Annotated in this window: 15 protein-coding genes, 1 tRNA gene and 1 pseudogene; 10 read left to right on the plus strand and 7 right to left on the minus strand. The window is 36.1% G+C overall.

Going from position 1 to position 21,621, the window contains the following annotated elements; genetic code table 11:
• Positions 1 to 4: 4 nt before the first annotated feature.
• The 5 genes and pseudogenes from F6K06_RS21005 to F6K06_RS21025 form a co-directional block, all read right to left on the minus strand.
• Complete coding sequence (locus F6K06_RS21005) at positions 5 to 319, minus strand: DUF6679 family protein (RefSeq protein ID WP_124143973.1); 315 nt, start codon at positions 317 to 319, stop codon at positions 5 to 7.
• A 128-nt stretch (positions 320 to 447) separates the two neighbouring features.
• Positions 448 to 588: a hypothetical protein gene (locus F6K06_RS21010; protein ID WP_161564400.1), complete on the minus strand. Its 141-nt coding sequence runs from the start codon at positions 586 to 588 to the stop codon at positions 448 to 450.
• Between the two features lie 454 nt (positions 589 to 1,042).
• A pseudogene (locus tag F6K06_RS21015) lies at positions 1,043 to 1,303 on the minus strand (IS1 family transposase); the annotation flags it as partial.
• Positions 1,304 to 1,446: 143 nt separating this feature from the next.
• Positions 1,447 to 1,593, minus strand: coding sequence for a hypothetical protein (locus F6K06_RS21020; protein WP_124143974.1), 147 nt, complete (start codon positions 1,591 to 1,593; stop codon positions 1,447 to 1,449).
• Between the two features lie 79 nt (positions 1,594 to 1,672).
• Positions 1,673 to 1,831, minus strand: a complete 159-nt coding sequence (locus F6K06_RS21025) for a hypothetical protein (RefSeq protein WP_161564401.1) — start codon at positions 1,829 to 1,831, stop codon at positions 1,673 to 1,675.
• Between the two features lie 389 nt (positions 1,832 to 2,220).
• Here F6K06_RS21025 and F6K06_RS21030 point away from each other — a divergent pair, with 389 nt between their 5' ends.
• The 5 genes from F6K06_RS21030 (at position 2,221) to fba (ending at position 8,568) form a co-directional block, all read left to right on the plus strand.
• Positions 2,221 to 3,978 (plus strand): CapA family protein, encoded by a 1,758-nt coding sequence (locus F6K06_RS21030; protein ID WP_124143975.1) that lies wholly within the window; start codon positions 2,221 to 2,223, stop codon positions 3,976 to 3,978.
• A gap of 112 nt (positions 3,979 to 4,090) precedes the next feature.
• On the plus strand, positions 4,091 to 4,348 hold the full coding sequence (locus F6K06_RS21035) for a hypothetical protein (protein WP_287242947.1): 258 nt from the start codon (positions 4,091 to 4,093) through the stop codon (positions 4,346 to 4,348).
• 610 nt (positions 4,349 to 4,958) lie between these two features.
• Positions 4,959 to 5,831 carry an aldose epimerase gene (locus F6K06_RS21040; protein WP_124143976.1) on the plus strand — a complete coding sequence of 291 codons (873 nt, stop codon included), beginning with the start codon at positions 4,959 to 4,961 and terminating at the stop codon, positions 5,829 to 5,831.
• A 993-nt stretch (positions 5,832 to 6,824) separates the two neighbouring features.
• Positions 6,825 to 6,896 (plus strand) — tRNA-Lys (locus tag F6K06_RS21045).
• Between the two features lie 592 nt (positions 6,897 to 7,488).
• Positions 7,489 to 8,568, plus strand: a complete 1,080-nt coding sequence (gene fba, locus F6K06_RS21050) for a class II fructose-bisphosphate aldolase (protein WP_124143977.1) — start codon at positions 7,489 to 7,491, stop codon at positions 8,566 to 8,568.
• A 510-nt stretch (positions 8,569 to 9,078) separates the two neighbouring features.
• On the opposite strand, the gene F6K06_RS21055 is transcribed toward fba, so the two are convergent.
• Together F6K06_RS21055 and F6K06_RS21060 are read right to left on the minus strand one after the other, a co-directional pair.
• Positions 9,079 to 11,226 carry a pentapeptide repeat-containing protein gene (locus F6K06_RS21055; protein WP_124143978.1) on the minus strand — a complete coding sequence of 716 codons (2,148 nt, stop codon included), beginning with the start codon at positions 11,224 to 11,226 and terminating at the stop codon, positions 9,079 to 9,081.
• Between the two features lie 488 nt (positions 11,227 to 11,714).
• Complete coding sequence (locus F6K06_RS21060; RefSeq protein WP_124143979.1) at positions 11,715 to 12,053, minus strand: hypothetical protein; 339 nt, start codon at positions 12,051 to 12,053, stop codon at positions 11,715 to 11,717.
• Between the two features lie 1,062 nt (positions 12,054 to 13,115).
• On the opposite strand from F6K06_RS21060, the gene F6K06_RS21065 reads away from it, so the two are divergent.
• The 5 genes from F6K06_RS21065 (at position 13,116) to F6K06_RS21085 (ending at position 21,486) form a co-directional block, all read left to right on the plus strand.
• The gene (locus F6K06_RS21065) at positions 13,116 to 14,930 is read left to right on the plus strand and encodes a fatty acyl-AMP ligase (RefSeq protein ID WP_124143980.1); all 1,815 of its coding nucleotides are present in this window, start codon (positions 13,116 to 13,118) and stop codon (positions 14,928 to 14,930) included.
• Positions 14,931 to 14,961: 31 nt separating this feature from the next.
• On the plus strand, positions 14,962 to 16,764 hold the full coding sequence (locus tag F6K06_RS21070) for an acyl-CoA dehydrogenase (protein ID WP_124143981.1): 1,803 nt from the start codon (positions 14,962 to 14,964) through the stop codon (positions 16,762 to 16,764).
• Complete coding sequence (locus F6K06_RS21075) at positions 16,736 to 17,143, plus strand: acyl carrier protein (RefSeq protein ID WP_124143982.1); 408 nt, start codon at positions 16,736 to 16,738, stop codon at positions 17,141 to 17,143. Before F6K06_RS21070 ends, F6K06_RS21075 begins: the two co-directional genes overlap by 29 nt.
• 535 nt (positions 17,144 to 17,678) lie before the next feature.
• The gene (locus tag F6K06_RS21080; protein ID WP_124143983.1) at positions 17,679 to 19,136 is read left to right on the plus strand and encodes an MBOAT family protein; all 1,458 of its coding nucleotides are present in this window, start codon (positions 17,679 to 17,681) and stop codon (positions 19,134 to 19,136) included.
• A gap of 1,105 nt (positions 19,137 to 20,241) precedes the next feature.
• Positions 20,242 to 21,486, plus strand: a complete 1,245-nt coding sequence (locus F6K06_RS21085) for an NAD(P)/FAD-dependent oxidoreductase (RefSeq protein ID WP_124143984.1) — start codon at positions 20,242 to 20,244, stop codon at positions 21,484 to 21,486.
• Positions 21,487 to 21,621: the final 135 nt, after the last annotated feature.

Below are 21,621 nucleotides of genomic sequence, written 5' to 3' on the forward strand. Positions count from 1 at the left end.
AATATTATTCCTGCTGATTTGATTCTGGGTAGTGATTGCGAATCCGTTCAGCTTCTGGACAATCTTCAGATACTAGAGGTTCTATATTATTCCTTGGTACAGATGCTAATTTTTGGGTAATCGCCCCTATACTTTCTAAACGTACCATTTCTTCCCAAGAACAGATTTCATCATCTTCATCTGTTTCATAGCGTATAGTTACTAAATCTCCCTCTATATCTAATATCTTTGCTTTTTCAACCCAACGCTGCTGATCTCGCAAAAAAATACAGACTTCACGACCATCACAACAAATTTGATATATCTTGCGTTGTAGCATTGGCTTTCTATACTCCCAGTCAATAAGTTTGATCAAATATACTTACAGAAGACTATTTACTGAAAATGTTGGCAAAGACAAATTTTTTCTCTAAGCTTGTTTGGTTTAGTGGACACTCAAAACTATATTTAAGGTCTATGACTAGCATGACTACCATCAACACATAACTCCCACCAAGGAATTATGAGAAGAGAAATTAATTTTTCAGCTTGCAACATTAAAAGGTAATAGGAAGTGGTGTTAGTTTGTAATACTACTACATTAAACATTCACTCCTAGAGATATTGTAACTTAAATATCAGTTTTTAGAACAACTTGTTGCCCTGATCTGCAATTTAAGAATATTTACTATACTGTTATACTTAATTTTCATTATTTTTAATTCTACTATACAACAGTAATTGATAATGAAAGTCAAACTACCTACTTCTATTTTAGTCTTATTAAAGCTTTTAGCTGATTAACTCAATTAACTTTAGATAATTTTTTAATTTTTTTTACTAGTCAGATTTTACAAGATGAGGACAACATGGTAATACTTGCATGACTGATGGTCATCATTGCCAATACAATCACTAATTGCTGATTTGTTCATATCTTAAAAATAAATAAACTTAAATTCATGGGCTACTATAAAACTTAAAATTTCATAAGGCATAATTGCCAAATCATCAAAACTATAATTTATAAATTGAAGCTATATATACTTATATTATGGTATTCCTAAACAGGTAAAAATGCATTATGATGAATGAAGTAACAAATCGCTCCAATGTTATTTTCTAGCTTTTTGGAAAAGGAGATAGTCTTTCTGAGCAAGGGAGAAATCCTTTGGCATAAAGTATTATTGAGTAGCTCAATGTAACTTGTTGATCGAGTTTCTTTTCCTAGAGTCTGATGTCCCTTGCTGGGAAAAATCTCTTGATAACCAGACCAAAAATCTGTGTAACAAACAGCACATTGTCTATACACTTGTGGTAGCATATAGACATATCCAGAAAAGAGGCAATAGGCAACAGCTGATCTGGCAAAAGGGAGAAATAACTGATAATTTATGGATAAGAATTGATTTGATTTTTGATTTTTACCATATGTGTAATAGGGCACTCCGCCACGCTTCGCGAACGTCATAATCCTTCTGCCCTCTCAATACCTTGGGAGTCGATATACACTCCTACAATATCTCGAGTCACAAAATCTATAGCTAACCAAACCCATTGCTTTTTTCCTTTATGTCCAACGAATGACCACATATCATCACATTGGATGGTCATATGTCCTTTTTTTGACTCCCACTTCTACCTGTATGGGTACTATTTGGTCAAGGTGATTCACATATCTTTGTAACCAAGGCTAAGAGACTCCCGTGAAGCGAGCAATAGCAGCTAAGGGTAGCAATTCTTGCAAGAGTTGATTGATAAACTCTTTAATTTCTTGGTTAGTCATCTCCTCCTTGGGGATTTTGGACAAATTGTCGGCCAAAGTCTCGGCATCTAAAGTTTTGCTTGCCAACCGTGAATTTTACCGTTCTTGACAATCTGGTTTGAGGTACAGTTGGGACAAGATATAATATTATTGACATCAGATTAACACACTATATTCTGGATATTTTCCTTCTATCCTTACATATTTAGGACTACCTATATTATTTATATCTTTCAGTATCTTCCTGATTTAATTCTTTAAAATATTTTTTTTTGACTTCCATACTAAACTACAGATAATTTTTGTCATAAATATTAAAATTGTTGCTTAACGTATGTCAATTTTACTGATACAGACTTAGGCAAAACTTACAACCGGAGTCAGGATGACATATTTGTTTAGATAAAATACAGTATTGTTGATTTTTTCAAACTTTTGTACCTACTATCTGAAAGCTTTAACTATTAGGTTAAAATATGACTTACACACCTACTTTAACTCCACCATCTCTTTTAGAATTAGCACGATCCGGTGATTTTAAGGCGATTAGTTACTGGATAAATAAAGAATTAAAACCTCAAGGGATATCAGCTCGTGTAGCTAAAGAAACCACTGGATATTTACAAGTTTTAGTAGAGTTTCAGAAGGAACCTCCAACAGAGAAATTAATCAAGTTTATTTGTCAGCAACTTTATCAACTGAATTCTCCTTTGCTAGAAAGAGTAAACATTATAGGACGTTTTAGGGGTTCACCCAATATCCTATGGAAACAATCTGTTAGAATTCCACTAAAAAGAACATTAAATAATCAATCTAATATTCCCACCAAAAGTAATAATTTTAAATTTCAAATATTCCGCTCTTTCATATTAATAGGTTCAGTGGTGGCTACCTTTATATTGGGTTGTTGGGTAAGTTATTATGAAGTGCTAGTGCGAAATTCAATTTCATCAGTGGAAACTGCTGCTGGAAAAGTACGAGTAATTAATAATATAAAACTCACAAACCCAAACGACCCTACGGTTACCTTAATGTTTGGTGGAGATGTCAATTTATCTCATCCAGTTTCTGATGTAGTAAAAGAGGATTATAAGTTACCTTTTGCCAAAATGGATGAGTATAGAAAAGCTGATCTGGCAATGGTTAATCTGGAAAATCCTCTGACTCGTTCTACCATCAATAGTACAAACAGTCAGAATAAACTAGCAGTAGATTCTAACTATGTCAATGTCTTGACTTCTGGAGGAGTGGATCTAGTGAATTTGGCCAACGACCAGAATAAGGCCAATAACCAACAAAGCTTAGTTGAAACAATAGATATTCTAGAGCAGGCAAATATTCACTCTGTAGGAGCGGGCAAAACAAAAGATGAGGCCAGAAAACCCAAGATTATTAAGGTTAAAGGCCAAAAGATTGCCTACCTCAGCTATGATGATACAGATCTTCAACCAAATGCTGGGATAGTAGGAGTTAACAGTCGCCATAAAGACCAGATAGCTACAGATATTCAAATTCTGAGAAAGCAGGTAGACTGGATTATTGTTAACTATCACTGGGGAGTAAAATTATCAGAATATCCTGGAGACTGGCAAATGGATATAGCTAGGTCAACAATCGATCAAGGTGCTGATTTAGTTGTAGGACATCATCCTAAGGTATTGCAGGGGGCAGAAATTTATAAGGGGCAACCTATTATATATTCTTTGGGTAATTTGATTTCTGGAGATACTTCTAATCAAGAGAGTGATTATGAGACAGCAATCTTGAAAGTCTCTTTAAAACCAGGCAAAATGAAGATTGAGTTTTTGCCGATAGTAGTTAGCAAATACCAACCTCAAGTTGTTACAGGAAAAAAAGGAGAGGAAATTCTCAGTCATATTGCTCAAATTTCTAGTGTTTTCCATCAACCCATGAGAACCCCTCTCAAGATAGATAAGATTGATTCTTCTGCAAAGTTTGCTGGTAGTAACTCCAGTCCAAGTAGATCGAACTCTAATATTTTATCAACTCCAACTTTACCTAAGTTGCCACCTAGAAGTACAGAAAATGAGCAAAATTCCACAGATGATTCTCAGAATTTGTCTGAAGGAGAAGCTGGTGTAGATAGTCACAATAGCTTTTCTCTACCACCAATATTGAATCCTGAAGCATCTGCTAAAGAAGAAAGAGAACCTTTTATTAAAGAACCTTTTATCAAAGAACCTTTTATTGAATTGCCACGTTTAAGAATTTAATTAAAATCATACAAACATTAATAACTATAATAACTATGGCTACATACTCTATTTTTTATATTCAATGATTCTGAAGATATGAGGTATCGAATGACGTAGAATAAAGTTCAAAATGAAAATACTATCTAAAAAAAATCGTTGGTACAATAAACAGATATCAACTATCAAAGAAAATCAACCTCAAGGATTTTGGTCAAATAAACTAGCTGTCATTACAGAAAAGCGTAACCGCCAAATGCGTGACAGTATTAATAAAGCAGCCAGAATAGTCATTAATCATTGTTTAAAAAATTCTATTGGTACAATTGTATTTGGTTGGAATAAAGGTCAGAAAAATGAAATAAAATTAGGAAAAAAAAGTAATTCATAATTTGTACCAATTCCTACAGCTAGACTTAAAGAAAGAATAGCTAAATTATGCTCTGAATATGGGATTCTATTTTTAGAAACACCAAGAAAGTTATACAAGTGTCGCTTCATTTTTAGATGGTGAAAATCTTCCTATTGATGGTGAGGAACCCAATGATTGGAAACCGTCACCGAAAAGAATAAAGCGATGCAGCGCCGCCAAAGGGGGTTTCCCCCATGAGCGACTGCATCAAGACAGCGTAGTTTGTATAGGAGTGGTAATAATTGTTTTGTGAATGCAGACTGTAATGGGGCTGCAAATATTATCATAAAAGTAAGCAGAAAGCTAAGTTTAGACTTAAGCCAACTGTGTAGGGGGACAATTTCATTGTGCCCAAAGAATATTCTTTGGTCAGCTAAGAACAGACGGAGTAACACGGATTTATCATGTTGCGTAGTATCTACTTAGAATCCCCGTGACTTGAGTCCGGGGAGTAGTCAATATACTGTAATCATATAAAAACTAGAGGTCTAAATAATGATTGGGCAAATCACCAAGAAAGTAGATTTTTATTTCTAGTTATCATCACCCAATGCCCAATATTAAATAATCAATTCCTGAATTAAAAACTGTGTTTGCCATCGCACTTCAACAAAAACAATACAAGACTTATACCCTCTCTGATTTAGGATTTAATTCTAGTATAAATGTCGTTCCAGAGAGAGGAGGAATAATTACAAGTTGGTGTATTAATAATCAGGAGCTACTTTACTGTGATTCCAAAAGGTTAGAAAATCCAGAATTAATAGTAAGAGGTGGTATACCTATCCTGTTTCCCATTTGTGGCAACTTACCTAATAATATATACGAATATAATGGTAATAGTTACTCTCTCCAACAACATGGATTTGCACGAGAACTACCTTGGGAAGTCATAGAAAAGTCTACTCAAGACCGAGCTTCAATAACTCTAGTTTTAACCAGTAATAGATTCACAAAAACTGTTTATCCCTTCGATTTTCAATTAACTTTTACTTATCAAATCAAAGGTAATTCTATAGAAATATTCCAAGTTTACACCAATTTGAGCAATACACAAAGGATGCCATTTTCGACAGGACTACATCCTTATTTCTTTGCTCCAAACAAGCATCAGCTTCACTTTGATATCCCTTCAATGCAATATGTGGAACCAAAAACAGGAATCGTCCACTATAATAATGGTAAATTTGACCTTAATCAAGATGAAGTGAATGCAATATTTGAAAAATTAACAGGGTTGGCCACTACAGTCTACGATCGAAGTCGTGGTCTCAAGATTCTTCTGAGTTATACATCTTCTTATTCAACTATGGCTTTCTGGACGGTGAAAAATGAAGAATTTTATTGTTTAGAACCATGGACAGCTACTCCAAATTCCCTAAATACAGGTTCTCGTTTAATTGATTTAGAGCCTGGGTCTTCCTGTGAAATGCTAGTTAGGCTCACTGCAACATTTTTGTAATGCTTGCATATTATATATTTGGTAGTGGTAAACAAGTAATGATTTTACCGAAAAATTGGGTTTAAAGCCTTGCCCTTTTAGGGCAACTTTGTGTTATACTAGAATTTGTGTTATACTAGAATTTGTTGGAAGGTATTCAACCACTCTAAAAACCTAGCTACTAATACTAGAACTAGCACCTTAAAACTGCGGTCAGACCCCGCGTCGCCGTCAGGCGCAAGGAAATGTTGACTAAGAGAAGACAAGAGAAGAGTAATAGTTTTTTTACAGTAATGCTTGTGCATGGAAAAACTCTAAGCATCAAGTATCAGAGAACCAAAGTTTTGAGGTTTGAACTGTACCGTAGGGCATAATTCCACAGGATATTGATAGCGCAGCTCCTCCGCAGGAGGCAATAGAGCAAACCCTTGAGGAGAAAACCATCTCTGGCTTAGATATCACTTGCATATCTGATTTAAGTGGACTCATTGTTGGCGTAGCCTTGCTTCAGCAAACCAAGAATCCTGGTTTCAGGAGAATCCCGGCCCCTTCAGGCCTGAGAGGATGTCAAATATTTATAACTATCATATAGCAATTCCCATGCTGATGAGGTATAAAATTCGTTTGTTGCGCGGGAGTAGGGAGCAGGCAGTAGGTAGTAGGTAATAGAAAAGAAGAAAAATAACTGTACTTCAGTAACTTGATAAACGCTATATATAGCGCTGTGCGCAGGCAACAGGCAATAGGGGCAATAAAAAGCCGATAATATAAGAATTTTAGCTATTGGGCAGTTCCTGCAATTTGTAAATATACCACCGCACACTGCTACATTTAATAGTTAGTGAGATTAGTGTTGATTTGTTCCTTAGGTATGAACTTAATTATGTTATATAGAAGAACTAAATTGTCCATAAAGGTTTCACAATATCTCAAATTTTTTTCTGAAAGCTATTGCAATATTAATTATGACTATGCTATAGTTAGTGGAAGTGTGAAATAAAACAAAATTAATAGGGGTCGCTAGCTCAACGGTAGAGTACTCGGCTTTTAACCGATTTGTTCCGGGTTCGAATCCCGGGCGACCCACTAATATTAAAATCTTAAAAATAATTAATTCAGAGCTTCACCACTGCTCTATAAAATTTCTGCCTTTATACTTATCAAAATAATTGGGGCTTGCTGAATAAAGCTAAAAGTCAGGATAGCTAAGGTAATGGAGCTTTTGATATTCAGTTTATCTCCAAGTTTATGGCTCTTATTGGCATCAATTTACTGAAATTTTCTGCTGAAAATCAAGAAGATTTCTTCACATAAAATGGCTGAAAGCATTGCCTATTCCTCCATCTCCGCGTCCCCGTGTCTCTGCGTCCCCATGTCCTACCCCCACCAACCAATTTTTTCAGCAGACCCTAATTGGGTCGCGCAGCCCCGTCTTTTAAGGCGAAATATTTTTGGAGCTTTGCTCAAATCCCCGTTACAAATATAACTTCTGACTTATAAATTATGACTTTTGACTTCGTTAAAGCGGTAGATATTATTTGCCATAATAATTTTTATATCTAAAATATTATATTGATAGACAGAATCTTCAATTTGTCTTAATATTGTCGTAAGATTTAAACTTAAGTAAATCAAATTTACCCATCGGCTAATAACAAAAAATATAGGAGGACAAGGTATGGCTATCGTACCAATGCGGTTATTATTAGACCACGCAGCAGAAAACGGTTATGGAATTCCTGCATATAATGTCAACAACATGGAGCAAATTCAGTCCATTATGCAGGCGGCTGATGAAACAAACAGTCCTGTAATTCTCCAAGCTTCTCGTGGAGCGCGTAAGTATGCTGGTGAAATTTTTCTACGTCACTTAATTATAGCCGCCGTAGAGACATATCCTCATATTCCCATCGCCATGCACCAAGACCATGGTAATGCACCCTCTACTTGCTATTCTGCTATGCGCCATGGTTTCACTAGCGTGATGATGGATGGCTCCCTAGAGGCAGATGCTAAGACTCCTGCTAGCTTCGACTATAACGTTAATGTTACTGCTGAAGTAGTTAAAGTTGCTCACTCCATTGGTGTAAGTGTAGAAGGAGAACTAGGTTGCTTAGGTTCTCTAGAAACTGGTATGGGCGATAAAGAAGATGGTCATGGTGCAGAAGGCGTCCTTTCTCGTGAACAACTTTTGACAGACCCAGATGAAGCAGTAGAATTTGTAGAACGTACCCAAGTAGATGCTCTAGCAGTTGCTATTGGTACTAGCCATGGTGCTTACAAGTTTACCCGTAAGCCTACAGGAGAAATTCTAGCTATTAGCCGTATTGAAGAAATTCACCGTCGCCTACCCAATACTCACTTGGTTATGCATGGTTCTTCTTCTGTACCTCAAGACTTGTTGGAAATGATCAACAAATATGGTGGTTCAATTCCAGAAACCTATGGTGTACCTGTAGAAGAAATTCAAAAAGGAATCAAGAGTGGTGTTCGTAAGGTAAACATCGATACTGATAACCGTTTGGCCATTACTGCTGCTATTCGTGAAGCTGCTGCTCAAGATCCTTCTAACTTTGACCCTCGTCACTTTATGAAGCCTTCTATCAAGTACATGAAACAGGTTTGTGCTGATCGCTATCAACAATTTGGTACTGCTGGTAACGCTAGCAAAATTAAGGTTCAAACCTTGGATGAGTTTGCTGCCAAATATGCTAGTGGAGAATTAGCTGCTACTACTAAAAAAGCAGTAGCAGTGTAGTTTATAGCACAATCAGAATTCTACATTTGAAGCTTCTGAAATATTTAATTAGTTTAGTTGATGAGAAGCCCTGAAAATAATTAGGGTTTCTCATTTTTTTTTAGCATTCTTAACTGCTCGATCGAGAAACCCACTACTTTAATTTAATTATTGCTCTGCTGATTAAATCTAAAAGCATTGACATATAAAGAAAAGTGTCTTTTTGGGGTCGAATTGCAGTGCAAATTTTTCAGCTATTGATGCTCAAAAAGTTAGTATTTTAGGCTCATAGTTGGGCAGAAAAATCCCAAATTGACAATTTTTACTCCTACCCCCTCGCTCCCGACCCTTTTCTCCTGTCTTCCCCTCCTGGGAGGGCGAGGGGCGAGGGGAGGGTTGTCTCCTGTCTCCTGTCTCCTGTCTCCTGTCTCCTGTCTCCTGTCTCCTGTCTCCTGTCTCCTGTCTCCTGCCTCCTGCCTCCTGCCTCCTGCCTCCTGTCTCCTGTCTCCTGTCTCCTGTCTGCTACAAACCCTAATTATTCGTACATTGCTCGTGAATTCCCCCCTGTTTACAAATGTAATTAATTTGATTAGGATCTAAGTTTTTGGCAAAATTAAAATTAACTCCCCTTAAATAATCGGATTTGAATGTCTCAAGTGGACTTGCCAAAAATTGGTCTAATTGAGCCGGTTTTGGAGTTACTAATTTGGCTCCTTTTAAATCAGTTCCACTCAAATTTGCTCCTCGTAAATCTGCCAAACTCAAATCTGCGTTTCGTAAATTAGCATTCTGTAGTTGAGCATTCCGAAAATTAACATTTGTTAGTTGGGCTAAACTCAAATCTGCTTTTCTCAAATTACTTTTACTGAAATTTGCCCCTGATAAATTTGCTCCTTGCCAATTAGACTCCATTAAATTAGATGATTGAAAGCTAGCTCCTTCAGCCTTAACTTTACTTAAATGAGCTCTGCGTAAATTAGCTTCTGATAAATTAGCACTTCCTAAATCTGCACCAGTCAAACTTGCTTCTGTTAAATTTGCTCGCTGTAAATCAGTTTCAATTAACTTAGCACTGCTTAAGTTGGCTTCTGTCAGAATTGAATCAGGCATTTTTGCTTTATTTAGAATTGCTCTAAATAAGTCTGCACGTTTCATCACCACTGGGCCAAATGTCGCACCCGTTAAATTGGTTTCTATCAGATTTGCTCCACTCAAATCAGCAATCAAATCGTCAAAAGTTCCTAAACGATTATCTTTTCCTGGTCCATAAAAGCGACTATTCTTAAAACTAGCCTGATTAAGAGTAGCGCCTCTAAATTTCACTCCAGACAAATCAGTATTTTCTAATATCAAAGTAAAGCTAGCAGGGCCAGAAGTTATCTGACCTAAATCAACGCCACTTAAGTCAGCCTCTTTAACCGACCCACTGTAAACTTTGAGAACTTTAGCGATCGCCTTTTGAGTAGCTCGTAGTCGCAGAGATACCAGAAGCTGTTCTTGAGAGTTGCCTCCATAGCTTAGAGAATCTAGATCATTTTTGAGGGCTTGATTTAAGCGACGTAGTTCCGGTATTACCATTGGTCCAGCACTAACTAAAGATTGTTGAATTCCATCAAGTATACTTGATTCATTTTCTTGCCCCAACAAATCTACTAACAATGGTATGGCACGAGGATCTTTAGTAGAACCCAAAGCTAAAACTGCCACTTGTCGTTGCTGAGGTTTAGTCGAAGTCAGGGACAACTTATTCACAAGAGCCAGAAACATATCATTATCTTGTTGTTTAAACTCCCGCCAATTTGCTTGATTTTGAATATAAACATGAGTGCCAAAAATTGTCCCCAAAACCGAGACCATACCTAAAGCAGTTATCATCAGTAAAGTCATACCTGGATTTTTTCGCATCCAAGGCCAAAGATGAAAACCTTCTGATTTTTTGTGAGTAGTAACAATTGCTGCTATTGAAGCTTGTGTCTGAGTATCGATAAAGTTAAAAGGATTAGAATCTAATTGGCCAGAGCGAGCATCTACAACAAAAGTGTCTACTAATCGATCGTGTCCTGTGCGGCGTAGTTTATTGAAACGAATCAAAGAAATATCACCTAGTAATGCTAACCCTGACAATGCTAATAGAATTGCCAAAGAAGGAAATGCCCCAGTTAGATACCAAATCAAGTAGGCAGTTCCCATAGGTAATCCCCATTTAGCAAAACCCTCACGGACTAGGGTTCTTCTCAAGCCTGGAGAAGTTCCTAAAGCTGTCACAACTCTGATTTCAAACCAACGCTTAGGCAATGTTTGACCTGTTCTAGCTAACAAAAATAATTGCCAACCTACAATTGCTAAAGGAGCTAATAATGCTCCAGACCAAAATAGATTAGCCAGAGGTGTTACTTTCTGATAACGGTTTCGTAAAGGAATTCCTAAAGTATTGGCAATTGCTTCTGTGGTGGTTGCTACTACTGGGTTGAGAGGAACAGATTTGTTGCCTATATTACCCAAGTGACCAAGCCAAAATGGAACTATTCCACTAAGAACAACCAGGGATACTTCTGTAGTCCAAGCACCACATCTACGGACCCAGATAGGTAATTGCTGGGATTTTTGTTGCCACGATGCCTCTGTGTTATTACTATTATTGATATCTGAAATATCTGAACCAAAAGTTGGGCTTGTCATATTGATGTGCTTACTCTAGTATTCTCAACTTTTAGACTAATTATTTTGCACCGTTAAGTATGGTATTACTATTAAGGCCACCTGTTTTCACCCTTTTTTTTAGTTTCCTAACTAGGAACAAATAAGGAGCTAATATCACATTTAAGCTGGTTCTATATTTATTTTCCCATACTTTCCAAACTTATCCGTTATGTCTAAATTTTGTTAACAGATAAAACCTGTAATCAATTCATACAGTGCTGGTAACCGATCGCAGAAATACTATATACTATTATTGTTTTGTGGTCAAACTAATTTTGATACTTTATTTCACACTACACTAGGTAAATACTATAACTAATCTAATTGAGCAAATTTTACTCAGACTAAGACTGCCAATAAATCTAGTATTCGTCTTTATTTATATATTTTTTAATGTATTAATAATATCTATATTTAATATCTATATTTTTGAGTATTTATTAATAGTTTGCAGCAATAATCATAATTCATTTCTGTCTTTCACCTTCATCTTTACCTGTTTCTGAATAATTAGGTAAGAATAAAAATTTATATCCTATATAAATCGCTCCTCCAAACACAGCTATAGTAATTAACAAAGAAACTAAACTGATAATCGCCTCTAATATCTTGATTATGAATAGAGGAATAATAATTAAACTTATAATTTTTGCCCATTGAGGAAGTTCCTTAAACCATTCTAACAATTGGTAATAAAAACCTTGAATAGACTTAAAAATATTAGATAGAGGGTTCAAGACATTTGGTACATATCCCTCGTCTACTTCGGGATTTTTTTTAAAGTTATTATTGTTGTAATTATTCATCTAAAAAAAGTTTTACTTTAACTCATCAAATTATAGATAATATTTGCTCAGGAATAATTATATACTAGAAGGAAGAAGGAAGAAAAAAGGAAAAATCTTACGTTGTCTGAGTTTTAAGCTTTTGATCTGTCCTAACCTTTCCTTCGACTACTATAAATTCTCAATATTCTATATTTTTATCTAAAATAATATAGAATATTGAGATGATTGACCAACTATAGCCCTACGCGCAAGTCAGAAGTCAGAAGTCAGTACGGGTGAATGGCCATTCGCCCGTACATACGTAATCTATGACTGGGTTGGAGCATTTAGGAATGTCCTAAGTTCTGCTTCGACTGCTACATCAGGAAATAACAAAAAATTAAATCTCCAATTTTTGGCATAGCTGTTTCATTAAGGCTGAAACTTATTGGGGGGAGTGAGTTTGGGAGGTATGGGTTGGTGGGGGATATGGGAAAATGCAAACCCCCAAACAGTTAATTCAACCCATAAAAAAGTTGTAGTTTTTCTCTACACTTCCCATACTCCCAACACCCAGGTAATCTATAAAGAATGAAATAGCCCTGGATTTTTGGACTGCCTCCTTACTTGGTCAAACTTACGGCTCCCCTACCCTGCTCTTCTGCTTTCAGTTGAATCGGATTTTTTGATTTGGAAGCCAAAGTTAAGTATTTAACCACTCTTGCTCTTGCCGTACTACTTTTAGTATTAAAAATTGACCTTCAAAAGGTCGAAGTAGGATAAAATTCTCTGCAAGCCTATCCGATTACTTAAAGATTCTGTAAAGAACCAACCTAAAAGTTGCAATCGTCGATCAACTTATGCCAAAATAAAACAGATTGGCTAAGAGTATAGTAAAAAAAATTACCACCTCATAGTTGAAAACCCACTTATTGCAGCGCTTTATCAAGCTTTGAGGCTCAAGCAAAATAAGTAAATGTCACTAAAATTACATTCTAATAGGTGTATTACTCAGGATAAATAATCTAAAGTAAAATCCTAAGTCCAATCCAGATAACCAAATAATATCTGAATATACAAGCCAATACTTCTCCTATTCTAATGAGTGAGACAGTGAAATATTCCACCCTAATAGACCTACTTCAAACTTTATCAGCAGAACAACCAGAAAAACTAGCATACACTTTTTTGGTTGACGGCAAAAAAGAAGGGGAAAACTTTACTTATGCTTCACTAGAGCATCGAGTACGAGCTATTGCAGCATTGCTACAAAAACATCAAGTCAAAGGAGAACGAGGCTTACTACTCTATCCACAAGGACTAGAAGCAATAGCAGCTTTTTGTGGTTGTCTATACTCTGGAGTAATCGCAATTCCAGTACCTCCTCCAGAAGCAGGTCGTCTCAAACGAACTTTGCCTAGACTTAGAGCCATAGTTCAAGATGCTCAAGCTTCCCTGGTGCTAACAACGGCCACAATTATTTCCCTTGTAGAAGAAGTGGCTGATGAATTTCCTGAGTTCGAGACAATGCGCTGGATAGATACTGAATCTGTTGATTTAGAAATAGCTCAGGAATGGAAAGATCCAGGTATTACTGGCGATACACTAGCGTATTTGCAGTATACCTCTGGTTCTACTTCTACTCCAAAAGGGGTAATGCTGACCCACAAAAATTTGATTCATCACTTAAGCTATCTACAGAGAGCTTGTGGGTACACACCAGAAAGCAAAACTATTACCTGGATGCCTTTCTTCCACGATTATGGGTTAGTGGAAGGAATGATGGAACCCCTATATAATGGAACTCCATGCTACATAATGTCCCCATTTTCATTTGTGAAGCAACCCCTGAGATGGCTGCAAGCTCTGTCAAATTACAAAGCGACCCACTCTCAAGCACCTAACTTTGCTTATGACCTTTGTGTTCGCCGAGTTAAGCCAAAACAACTATCTACTTTAGACCTTAGTAATTGGGAAGCAGCAGGTAATGCAGCAGAACCTATTAACCCAAAAGTTATGGAGAGTTTCTACAAAACTTTCTCAGCTTGTGGTTTTCGTTGGAATGCTTTTGCTCCATGTTATGGACTAGCAGAAGATACTTTACTGGTTTCAGCCAAACCTAAACTCACAGACCCAGTACTTTGCACTATAGATGCAACAGATCTAGTAGAAAAAAATAAAATTGTAGAAGTTTCTCCTGATGCGACAGGGGTAAGAGCTTATCCATCTTGTGGTCGCTTAGTTTGTGAAACTCAGGTAGCTATTGTCAATCCAGAAACTTTAGCAAAATGTGCTACTGATGAAGTGGGAGAGATTTGGGTATCAGACCCCAGTGTAGCTCAAGGCTACTGGGAACGTCCAGAAACTACTAAAGAAACATTCCAAGCTTACATCAAAGATAGTGGGGAAGGTCCGTTTTTGCGGACTGGAGACCTAGGATTTATGAAAGATGGTGAGCTGTATATTACAGGTAGGATTAAAGATTTAATTATTATCCGAGGTACAAATCACTATCCCCAAGATATTGAGTGGACAGTACAACAGGTTCATCCGGCACTTCGTCCAGATTATGGTGCTGCTTTTTCAGTCGAAGTTAGGGGTGATGAACATTTAGTCATTGTTCAAGAGGTAGAACGTCGCACTCAAGATTTGGATACGGAGAAAGTCATCAATGATATCCGCCAAGCTGTTTCAGAAGACCATGAATTACAAGCTTATGCTGTAATTTTGGCTAAGTCAGGAAATATTCTTAAGACTGCTAGTGGCAAGATTCAACGTCGTGCTTGTCGTTCCAATTTTTTGGCCGGAACCCTAGACGTGATATCTGACTGGAGTGAAAATCCTCAACTAACCTCCAAGTATCGAAAGTTACAAGAAGAAGTTGAGTCATTAGCATCCCAAATGAAAAATAGCTAGAAATTTAACCTAGATAAATAGGAGATTTAGCATGGATAAACTCAAGCAATATTGGGTAGCTGAAGAGTTAGAGCGTGCTCTTGGCGATCCACAAAATCCAGACAGTACAATGTCTTTCAAGAGAGTAATTGAAATTGATGAGAGTGAAGAATTTCCACATCAGGAAATTGAGTGGCTCTATAATTGGAAGTTACAACACCACTATATCCCTGTTAATTGTGGGGGGGAGTTTACTTCTTTTGAAGAGTTTTTGGCCTTTGTTAGAGTTTTGTGTAGACGCGACCAAACAATTGGAATTGCTTTTACTACCTTATTTTGGTCTTTTATTACCTGGATGGCAGGTACAGACGAACAAAAGCAAAAGTTAGCAACCTATATTAAAGATGAACATGGGGCAATGTGCCTTGGTTACTCAGAGAAGGAACATGGTGCTGACCTAATTGGTGGAGATTTGAACGCAACAAAAGTTCCTGGAGGTTATTTACTGAATGGGGAAAAGTGGCCGATAAATCGTGCAACTATTTCTGGAGTTTCTTATATATTAGCAAAAACAGACCAAGAGGATGGAGGAGCTAGAGGTCTGTCTTTATTTATGGTAGAAAAAAGCCGACTAGACCCAGCAAATTACTACAATTTACCAAAAATCCTTACCCACGGAATTCGTGCTTCTGATATGAGTGGGATAGGTTTTAAGGATTGCTTTGTTCCTGAAGATATGTTGATTAAGGGAGAAGGATCCGGTCTAGAAGTAGCTCTGAAAGGATTTCAAATTACCAGAACTTTGTGTGCAGCTTTTTCTCTTGGAGCTGCTGACACAGCCTTAAGAACTACATTAAAATTTGCGATCAATCGAGTTGTTTACAACAAAAAAGTTTTAGATATTCCTCAACCTCGCAGAACTTTGACTGAAGCCTTTTTAGACATCTTAATTGGTGATTGTGAAACAATTGGAGCAGCGAGAGGATTTCATGTTGTTCCTGGACAATTTAGTGTCTGGGGTGCAGTGGTGAAATATTTTGTTACTACTCAGCTAGAAACGATGATTAATAATATTTCAGTGGTGTTAGGTTCTCGTTTTTATATGCGGGAAGAACATGACTGGGGAATGTTTCAAAAAGTGCTGAGAGATAACTCAATTATTAGTGTATTTGATGGTAGTACAGTTGTTAATTTGCATTCTCTAATTTTACAGTTTCGTCAGTTAACAAAACAACGTTCTAGACGGAATTATGCTAAGATGGAAGCAATTAAATCTCGTCTGGAAATAATCTTTTCCTTGGAGAAACAATTGCCTACTTTTGAACCAGAAAAACTGGAAATTGTAGGACGGGGATCTGATGATGCTTTACAAGGATTAGAAATTGCTTTAGAACAGTTAAAAGCTTTAAAAACTGCTAACATAAATACTAAAGTTTTAGAGCAAATTACTACACTGACTGAGTGTATTATTGAAGAAGTAAACGCTCACGACCAAAAAATTGCTAATTCAGCATTTGAGTTTGGTCACGACCAGTCACCAGAATTATTTGAAATAGCTAAAAAATACTGTGCTTTACACGCTGCTGCTGCGTGTTTGCATATGTGGATTTATAACCGCGAAATACTGGGTGAGTTTTTTGCAGGTGGTGAGTGGTTGGTACTATGTTTAAATCGTCTACTGCAACCTTTTGGGCATTCACGAAAAGTAGACCAATTATATTGGGAAAAAGTTACTCAAGAAATGCTCAAACTTGATAACGAAAATAAAATCTTTTCTATTGTTCCTTTTCAACTAGCACAAACTAAAAAACAGGAGAATAAAATAAATGCAAGTTCAGAACTCCAGCACGCTTAATACTGAAGCAAAAACAGAAAATTCCCCCTTAGAAATCTTACAAAAGTGGATTGCTGAAAAGTTAGCAGAACAATTGTCTGTTGACAAAAGTACTATCGAATTTACCGAACCTTTAACTCGTTATGGTTTGGACTCAATTGATGCAGTAACTCTAGTTGGTGAGCTGGAAGATGAACTAGAATTAGAGTTACCTTCTACTTTATTTTGGGATTATCCAACTATAGAAAAATCTGCTCAATATTTAGTTTCTGAATTTGATATTTCTGAGGCATTAGAAAATTTGGCAAGCTCTGAAGAAAAAACAGAAGAAGCGGAAGAAACTGCTGAAAAATCTGGTAAAGGTTGGGGTGGTTTTTGGAAGGGAGTAAGTGGTTCATAAAATAACTGAAGAACCCCCGGAGAAAATTCTTAGTTATGTGAGGATTTAGCTATGAGCAGTCAGCAGTTCCCTGCGGGATGCTACGCAAACAGCAATATAGCAGAGGGCAGAAGGCAGAAGGCAAAAGGAAAAATCTTACACCTGGTCTAAGTTTTAGACTCTTGAGCTGTTCTAACCTTTGCTTCAAGTGCTATAAGACCCTGCTTTTGAGGATAGGGTTTAAATTTAAATAGACTTAACGACTTTTGTAGTAAGATTTAATCCGGGCTGAATTAATACAGCTTTGAATGTTTACCAAAAGTAATAGCAGATAGCAGATAGCTGATGGCTCACGGCTGAATTTTTACTTAGTTATACTAATGATTTTTAGTATATATTAAGACTTGATCTTCATAAAATTAAAAATCTTAGTTACCAATAATAAAATTGCTTTTGGTAACTAAAAAATATTTCAATATTTCAGAGATTGACAAATACCTCATACCATAATTTATTGGGATAGGTTGCTATCAAGTATAGAGGAGGAAATAGTTAATTGAATTTTTCGGATTTTTCCTTCTGGTGGGTGCTGCTGATTTTTAGTGTGCCTTTCTTCACCATCCGCGCTCTAGGAAAAAGGTTAAACTTCTGGCAAGATTATTTTGATACCATTGGCTTGATGGTATTATCACTAACATTATTTTTAAATGCTAGTTTAAAAAGTTTTGCCGTATTTATATTTGAGGTGATTTTCAACTACATAATGGTGCGACTAATGTTGCAAAGGCGTGGTTGGGAGTCAAGGGCGATCGCTACATTTTTAATAGTATTTGATGTAGCAGTATTAGCATACTTTAAATATCTCACATTTTTTGTAGAAGATGTAGTAGGTTTAGTGGTAGGAATTCCGAATAATTGGCAACAAAGTTTTCCTTTACCTGTATATAAGACTATTCCACCAGGGATTTCTTTTTATACTTTTCAGATGGTGGCATTTGTTGTAGATTCTTTTACAGCGAAAAAGAAAAAGCCAATTAATTTCATAGATTACGTCAACTTTATCGCATTTTTTCCCCAAATTGTAGCAGGTCCAATCGAAAGACGCAAACAATTATTACCCCAGTTAGAATCTTTTAAATTCAAATTTACTGTAGAAAACTTTGAATTAGGTTTGCGATGGTTATCTCTAGGTTTATTTATGAAATTTGTTCTAGCAGATAACATTACTCCATATATAGACCTAGAGCAAGCAACAAATGCTTTGTTAGTTTGGTTTCATGCCTTTTTGTTTACTTTAAGAATATATTTTGACTTTGGTGGTTACAGCTTTATGGCTGTTGGTATCGCTAGATTTGTGGGAGTTAAACTAGAATTAAACTTTCTGGCACCCTACACTTCTGTCAGTATCCAAGAATTTTGGCGACGTTGGCACATTACTCTGAGTAACTGGTTTAGGGACTATGTTTTTATTCCTTTGATGGGTGCAAATAAACAATGGGCACCATTTTATTTATTTATAACATTTACTCTTTCAGGCTTTTGGCACGGGGCAGCCTGGAATTTTATTTTATGGGGAGCTTACCACGGAGCATTACTATTGGCAATCAGATATGCCGGGAGACCTTTTCAGAGGTTTGTGGGTAGATGGACTTCTAGAACTGATTTAGTTTCCTGGGCCTTGACGTTTATGTCCGTGACTCTAGGCTGTTTATTTTTTATGGAAACTAATATTAGTAGGTTGGGTACTAAGTTAGTAACTTTAGTTACACCTGGAGCTTATTCACTTTCAGGGGTGATCGATGCTTTTAGCTCTTATAGCATAAATGAGGCTTGGGCTTTAGTTTTTACTTTAGCTGTGGCGATCGGGGCATTATTTTTAGAACATTTGGCAGTTTGGCAGCAGCGAGATGAGTATGAGTTATTGCTATCTCCTTGGATATCTAGGGGTCTGCTAGGTTTAACTATTTTACTGGGGGCAACTATTCCTTCTGAATTTATTTACTTTGAGTTTTAATAGAACTCTTTTCAACAATTAATAATTAATAATTAATAATTACCTCTCCTTTAAAACGGATAGGATTGACTCAAAGGAAAATTTTTATTTTTATCCCCTTAAAAGAGAAGGGTTTGAACCACAAATTTTCGGTAAAAGTGTTAATTAAATCAATTTAAGATATCAAATCAATAATTTCATCTCCCTATTTCCAATACCCTATTCCCTGACTTCTGCAAGATGTCTAATGATTAGATTTAAAACATTTGTTCCGGAAGAATATTTTGGATTTACAAAAATTTTTGGGGCGTGAAATACAATGGTTAACAGATTAAATGCGATCATATTGATTTTAATTTGGAGTGTTGATGTATATCGGTTGAAGAAATATTTCAGTAAAACCAAACATGCGGTCGATGGAGGTTAAAACAAGCTCTACTATCATATTAAAACTTTGGGTTAGGTGTTAGGGTATGAAAACAATAGTGGCAAGGAGAATTCTGAATAGTAAAATTGGTTAGGTACTAATACATTTTGCTCTGACAAAAAGTTTTATATGACTTGATTCAAAAATATAATTATAGCAATGCGCTTTCAGGTACTTACAACTTAGAGTTATTAAGTGCAATCTAGAAAAGATGTACAAAAAATAATGCGTAAATATGCCAGAGTAAATTGCTATACCTGTAAAAATTTTGAAGTTAATTTAAAAAAAATTACCGAATAATTAAGATTTAAAGCCTCTCCTTTAAAGGAGAAAAAAGAAAAAAAATTATTTTGAGTTAATTCTCTTTTTTTCAAGGAGAGTTAATAATTAATAATTAATAATTAATAATTAATAATTAATAATTAATTGTTGAAGGCTGCTTCCTGAAAATTTTCATATCGGGATTTGTCAGGAGTAATTTTTATAGAATAGGTAAAAAATCGGCGCTGGTAAATTAGGGTATGATATTAATCTTAATTATTTAGGAGTCAGGAGTCAGGAGTCAGGAGTCAGGAGGGAATAAAGAAAAAGAAATAAGGAATAGAAGGGGAAAGTTTTTTGTTCGCGCTCTTATCCGGACAAGATATCATACCTCTTTTCACCAACGCCAAAAATCAATAATTATCAATATTAAAAGCTGTGGAAACTGGAAAAATATCTGAAACAGTCGAAGGAAGTAATGTAGCTACAAAAATTTGTATTTTAGGCGGTGGCTTCGGCGGTCTTTATACAGCATTGTATTTACAAAGCTTTCGGGGATTTAAACATAAAAACTGTCAAATAATTTTAATAGATTCACAGGATCATATTGTGTTTACTCCCTTACTTTATGAGGTGATTACAGATGAACTTAAAACTTGGGAAATAGCTCCATCTTTTGATAAATTACTCAAAAATAAAGACATTCAGTTTTGCCAAGACACGGTTGAAGATATTGATTTAAAAACTAGTCAAGTTAAACTTTTAGAGGGAGGAAATTTGCCTTATGATTATTTAGTTATTGCTGTGGGTGTCACTAATGGAAAAATACCAAATGGTGCAGAAAATGTTTTGACATTCAGAACTTTAGCTGATACTCAACGCCTCGAACAAAAGTTACAAAGTTTGGAAAATTCTAGCCAAGAAAAAATTCTGGTAAGTATTGTAGGTGGGGGTCCGAGTGGGGTAGAGTTAGCAGGAAAAATAGCAGATAGATTAGGGAAAAGGGGAGAAATACGTCTGATAGAAAGAGGAAAGGAAATTCTGAAAAGTTTTACTCCTGCTACTCGGAAAAATGCTCAACGAGCTTTAGATAAAAGAAATGTTTTAATCAGTTTACAGACAGGTGTGAATGCTATTGAAACTGACAAAATCACTATTTTGCAAGCTGGAGAAACTGCTGTTATCCCCACCGATTTAATATTATGGACTGCGGGAACTCAAATGAGAGAGTTGGTGAAAAATTTGGATTGTTCTCATAATTCTAGAGGTCAACTTATTTGTGAGCCAACTTTACAGTTAGTGGACTATCCAGAAGTATTTGCATTAGGAGATGTTGCGGAGATTTCATATCCCAATAATCAACAACTTCCAGCAACAGCTCAAGTTGCTTATCAACAAGCAAGTCAAGCAGCAAAAAATCTGTGGAAAACTTTAAATAATAAACGCCCAAGACCGTTTCATTATTTACATTTGGGAGAGATGATTACTTTGGGGATGAATACGGCAGCTATTTCTAGTTTTGGTATTAGTTTATCTGGCTCTTTTGCTGCTTTGGTTAGGTTAGGAGTTTATATTCAAAGATTACCTACTTTATCTCACAAATTTAAAGTTATTCGCCATAGATTACAAGTTTGGTGGCAACATTTATTTGGCAAATCAGCTAGTCACAAAAAATTGAGATAAATAGATAATTTATAATTTTAATACAGTCAATAACTATAGCATTTTCAAATGATATGTCAAACAAGAATTAGTTATTTGCTAACAGTAAAAAGTTCGGCAAACCTTCTTACCTGTTGCCTGTTGCCTGTTGCCTGT

This window comes from Okeania sp. SIO1H4 (assembly GCF_010672695.1).
Lineage (GTDB): Bacteria > Cyanobacteriota > Cyanobacteriia > Cyanobacteriales > Microcoleaceae > Okeania > Okeania hirsuta.

Excerpts from the sequence above, each read along its gene's own strand:
- fba (WP_124143977.1), top strand. The coding sequence starts at position 7,489 with ATGGCTATCGTACCAATGCGGTTATTATTAGACCACGCAGCAGAAAAC.
- F6K06_RS21070 (WP_124143981.1), top strand. The coding sequence starts at position 14,962 with ATGGATAAACTCAAGCAATATTGGGTAGCTGAAGAGTTAGAGCGTGCT.
- F6K06_RS21075 (WP_124143982.1), top strand. The coding sequence starts at position 16,736 with ATGCAAGTTCAGAACTCCAGCACGCTTAATACTGAAGCAAAAACAGAA.
- F6K06_RS21030 (WP_124143975.1), top strand. The coding sequence starts at position 2,221 with ATGACTTACACACCTACTTTAACTCCACCATCTCTTTTAGAATTAGCA.
- F6K06_RS21005 (WP_124143973.1), bottom strand. The coding sequence starts at position 319 with ATGCTACAACGCAAGATATATCAAATTTGTTGTGATGGTCGTGAAGTC.
- F6K06_RS21010 (WP_161564400.1), bottom strand. The coding sequence starts at position 588 with ATGTTTAATGTAGTAGTATTACAAACTAACACCACTTCCTATTACCTT.
- F6K06_RS21060 (WP_124143979.1), bottom strand. The coding sequence starts at position 12,053 with ATGAATAATTACAACAATAATAACTTTAAAAAAAATCCCGAAGTAGAC.
- F6K06_RS21035 (WP_287242947.1), top strand. The coding sequence starts at position 4,091 with ATGAAAATACTATCTAAAAAAAATCGTTGGTACAATAAACAGATATCA.
- F6K06_RS21055 (WP_124143978.1), bottom strand. The coding sequence starts at position 11,226 with ATGACAAGCCCAACTTTTGGTTCAGATATTTCAGATATCAATAATAGT.
- F6K06_RS21065 (WP_124143980.1), top strand. The coding sequence starts at position 13,116 with ATGAGTGAGACAGTGAAATATTCCACCCTAATAGACCTACTTCAAACT.
- F6K06_RS21020 (WP_124143974.1), bottom strand. The coding sequence starts at position 1,593 with ATGACCATCCAATGTGATGATATGTGGTCATTCGTTGGACATAAAGGA.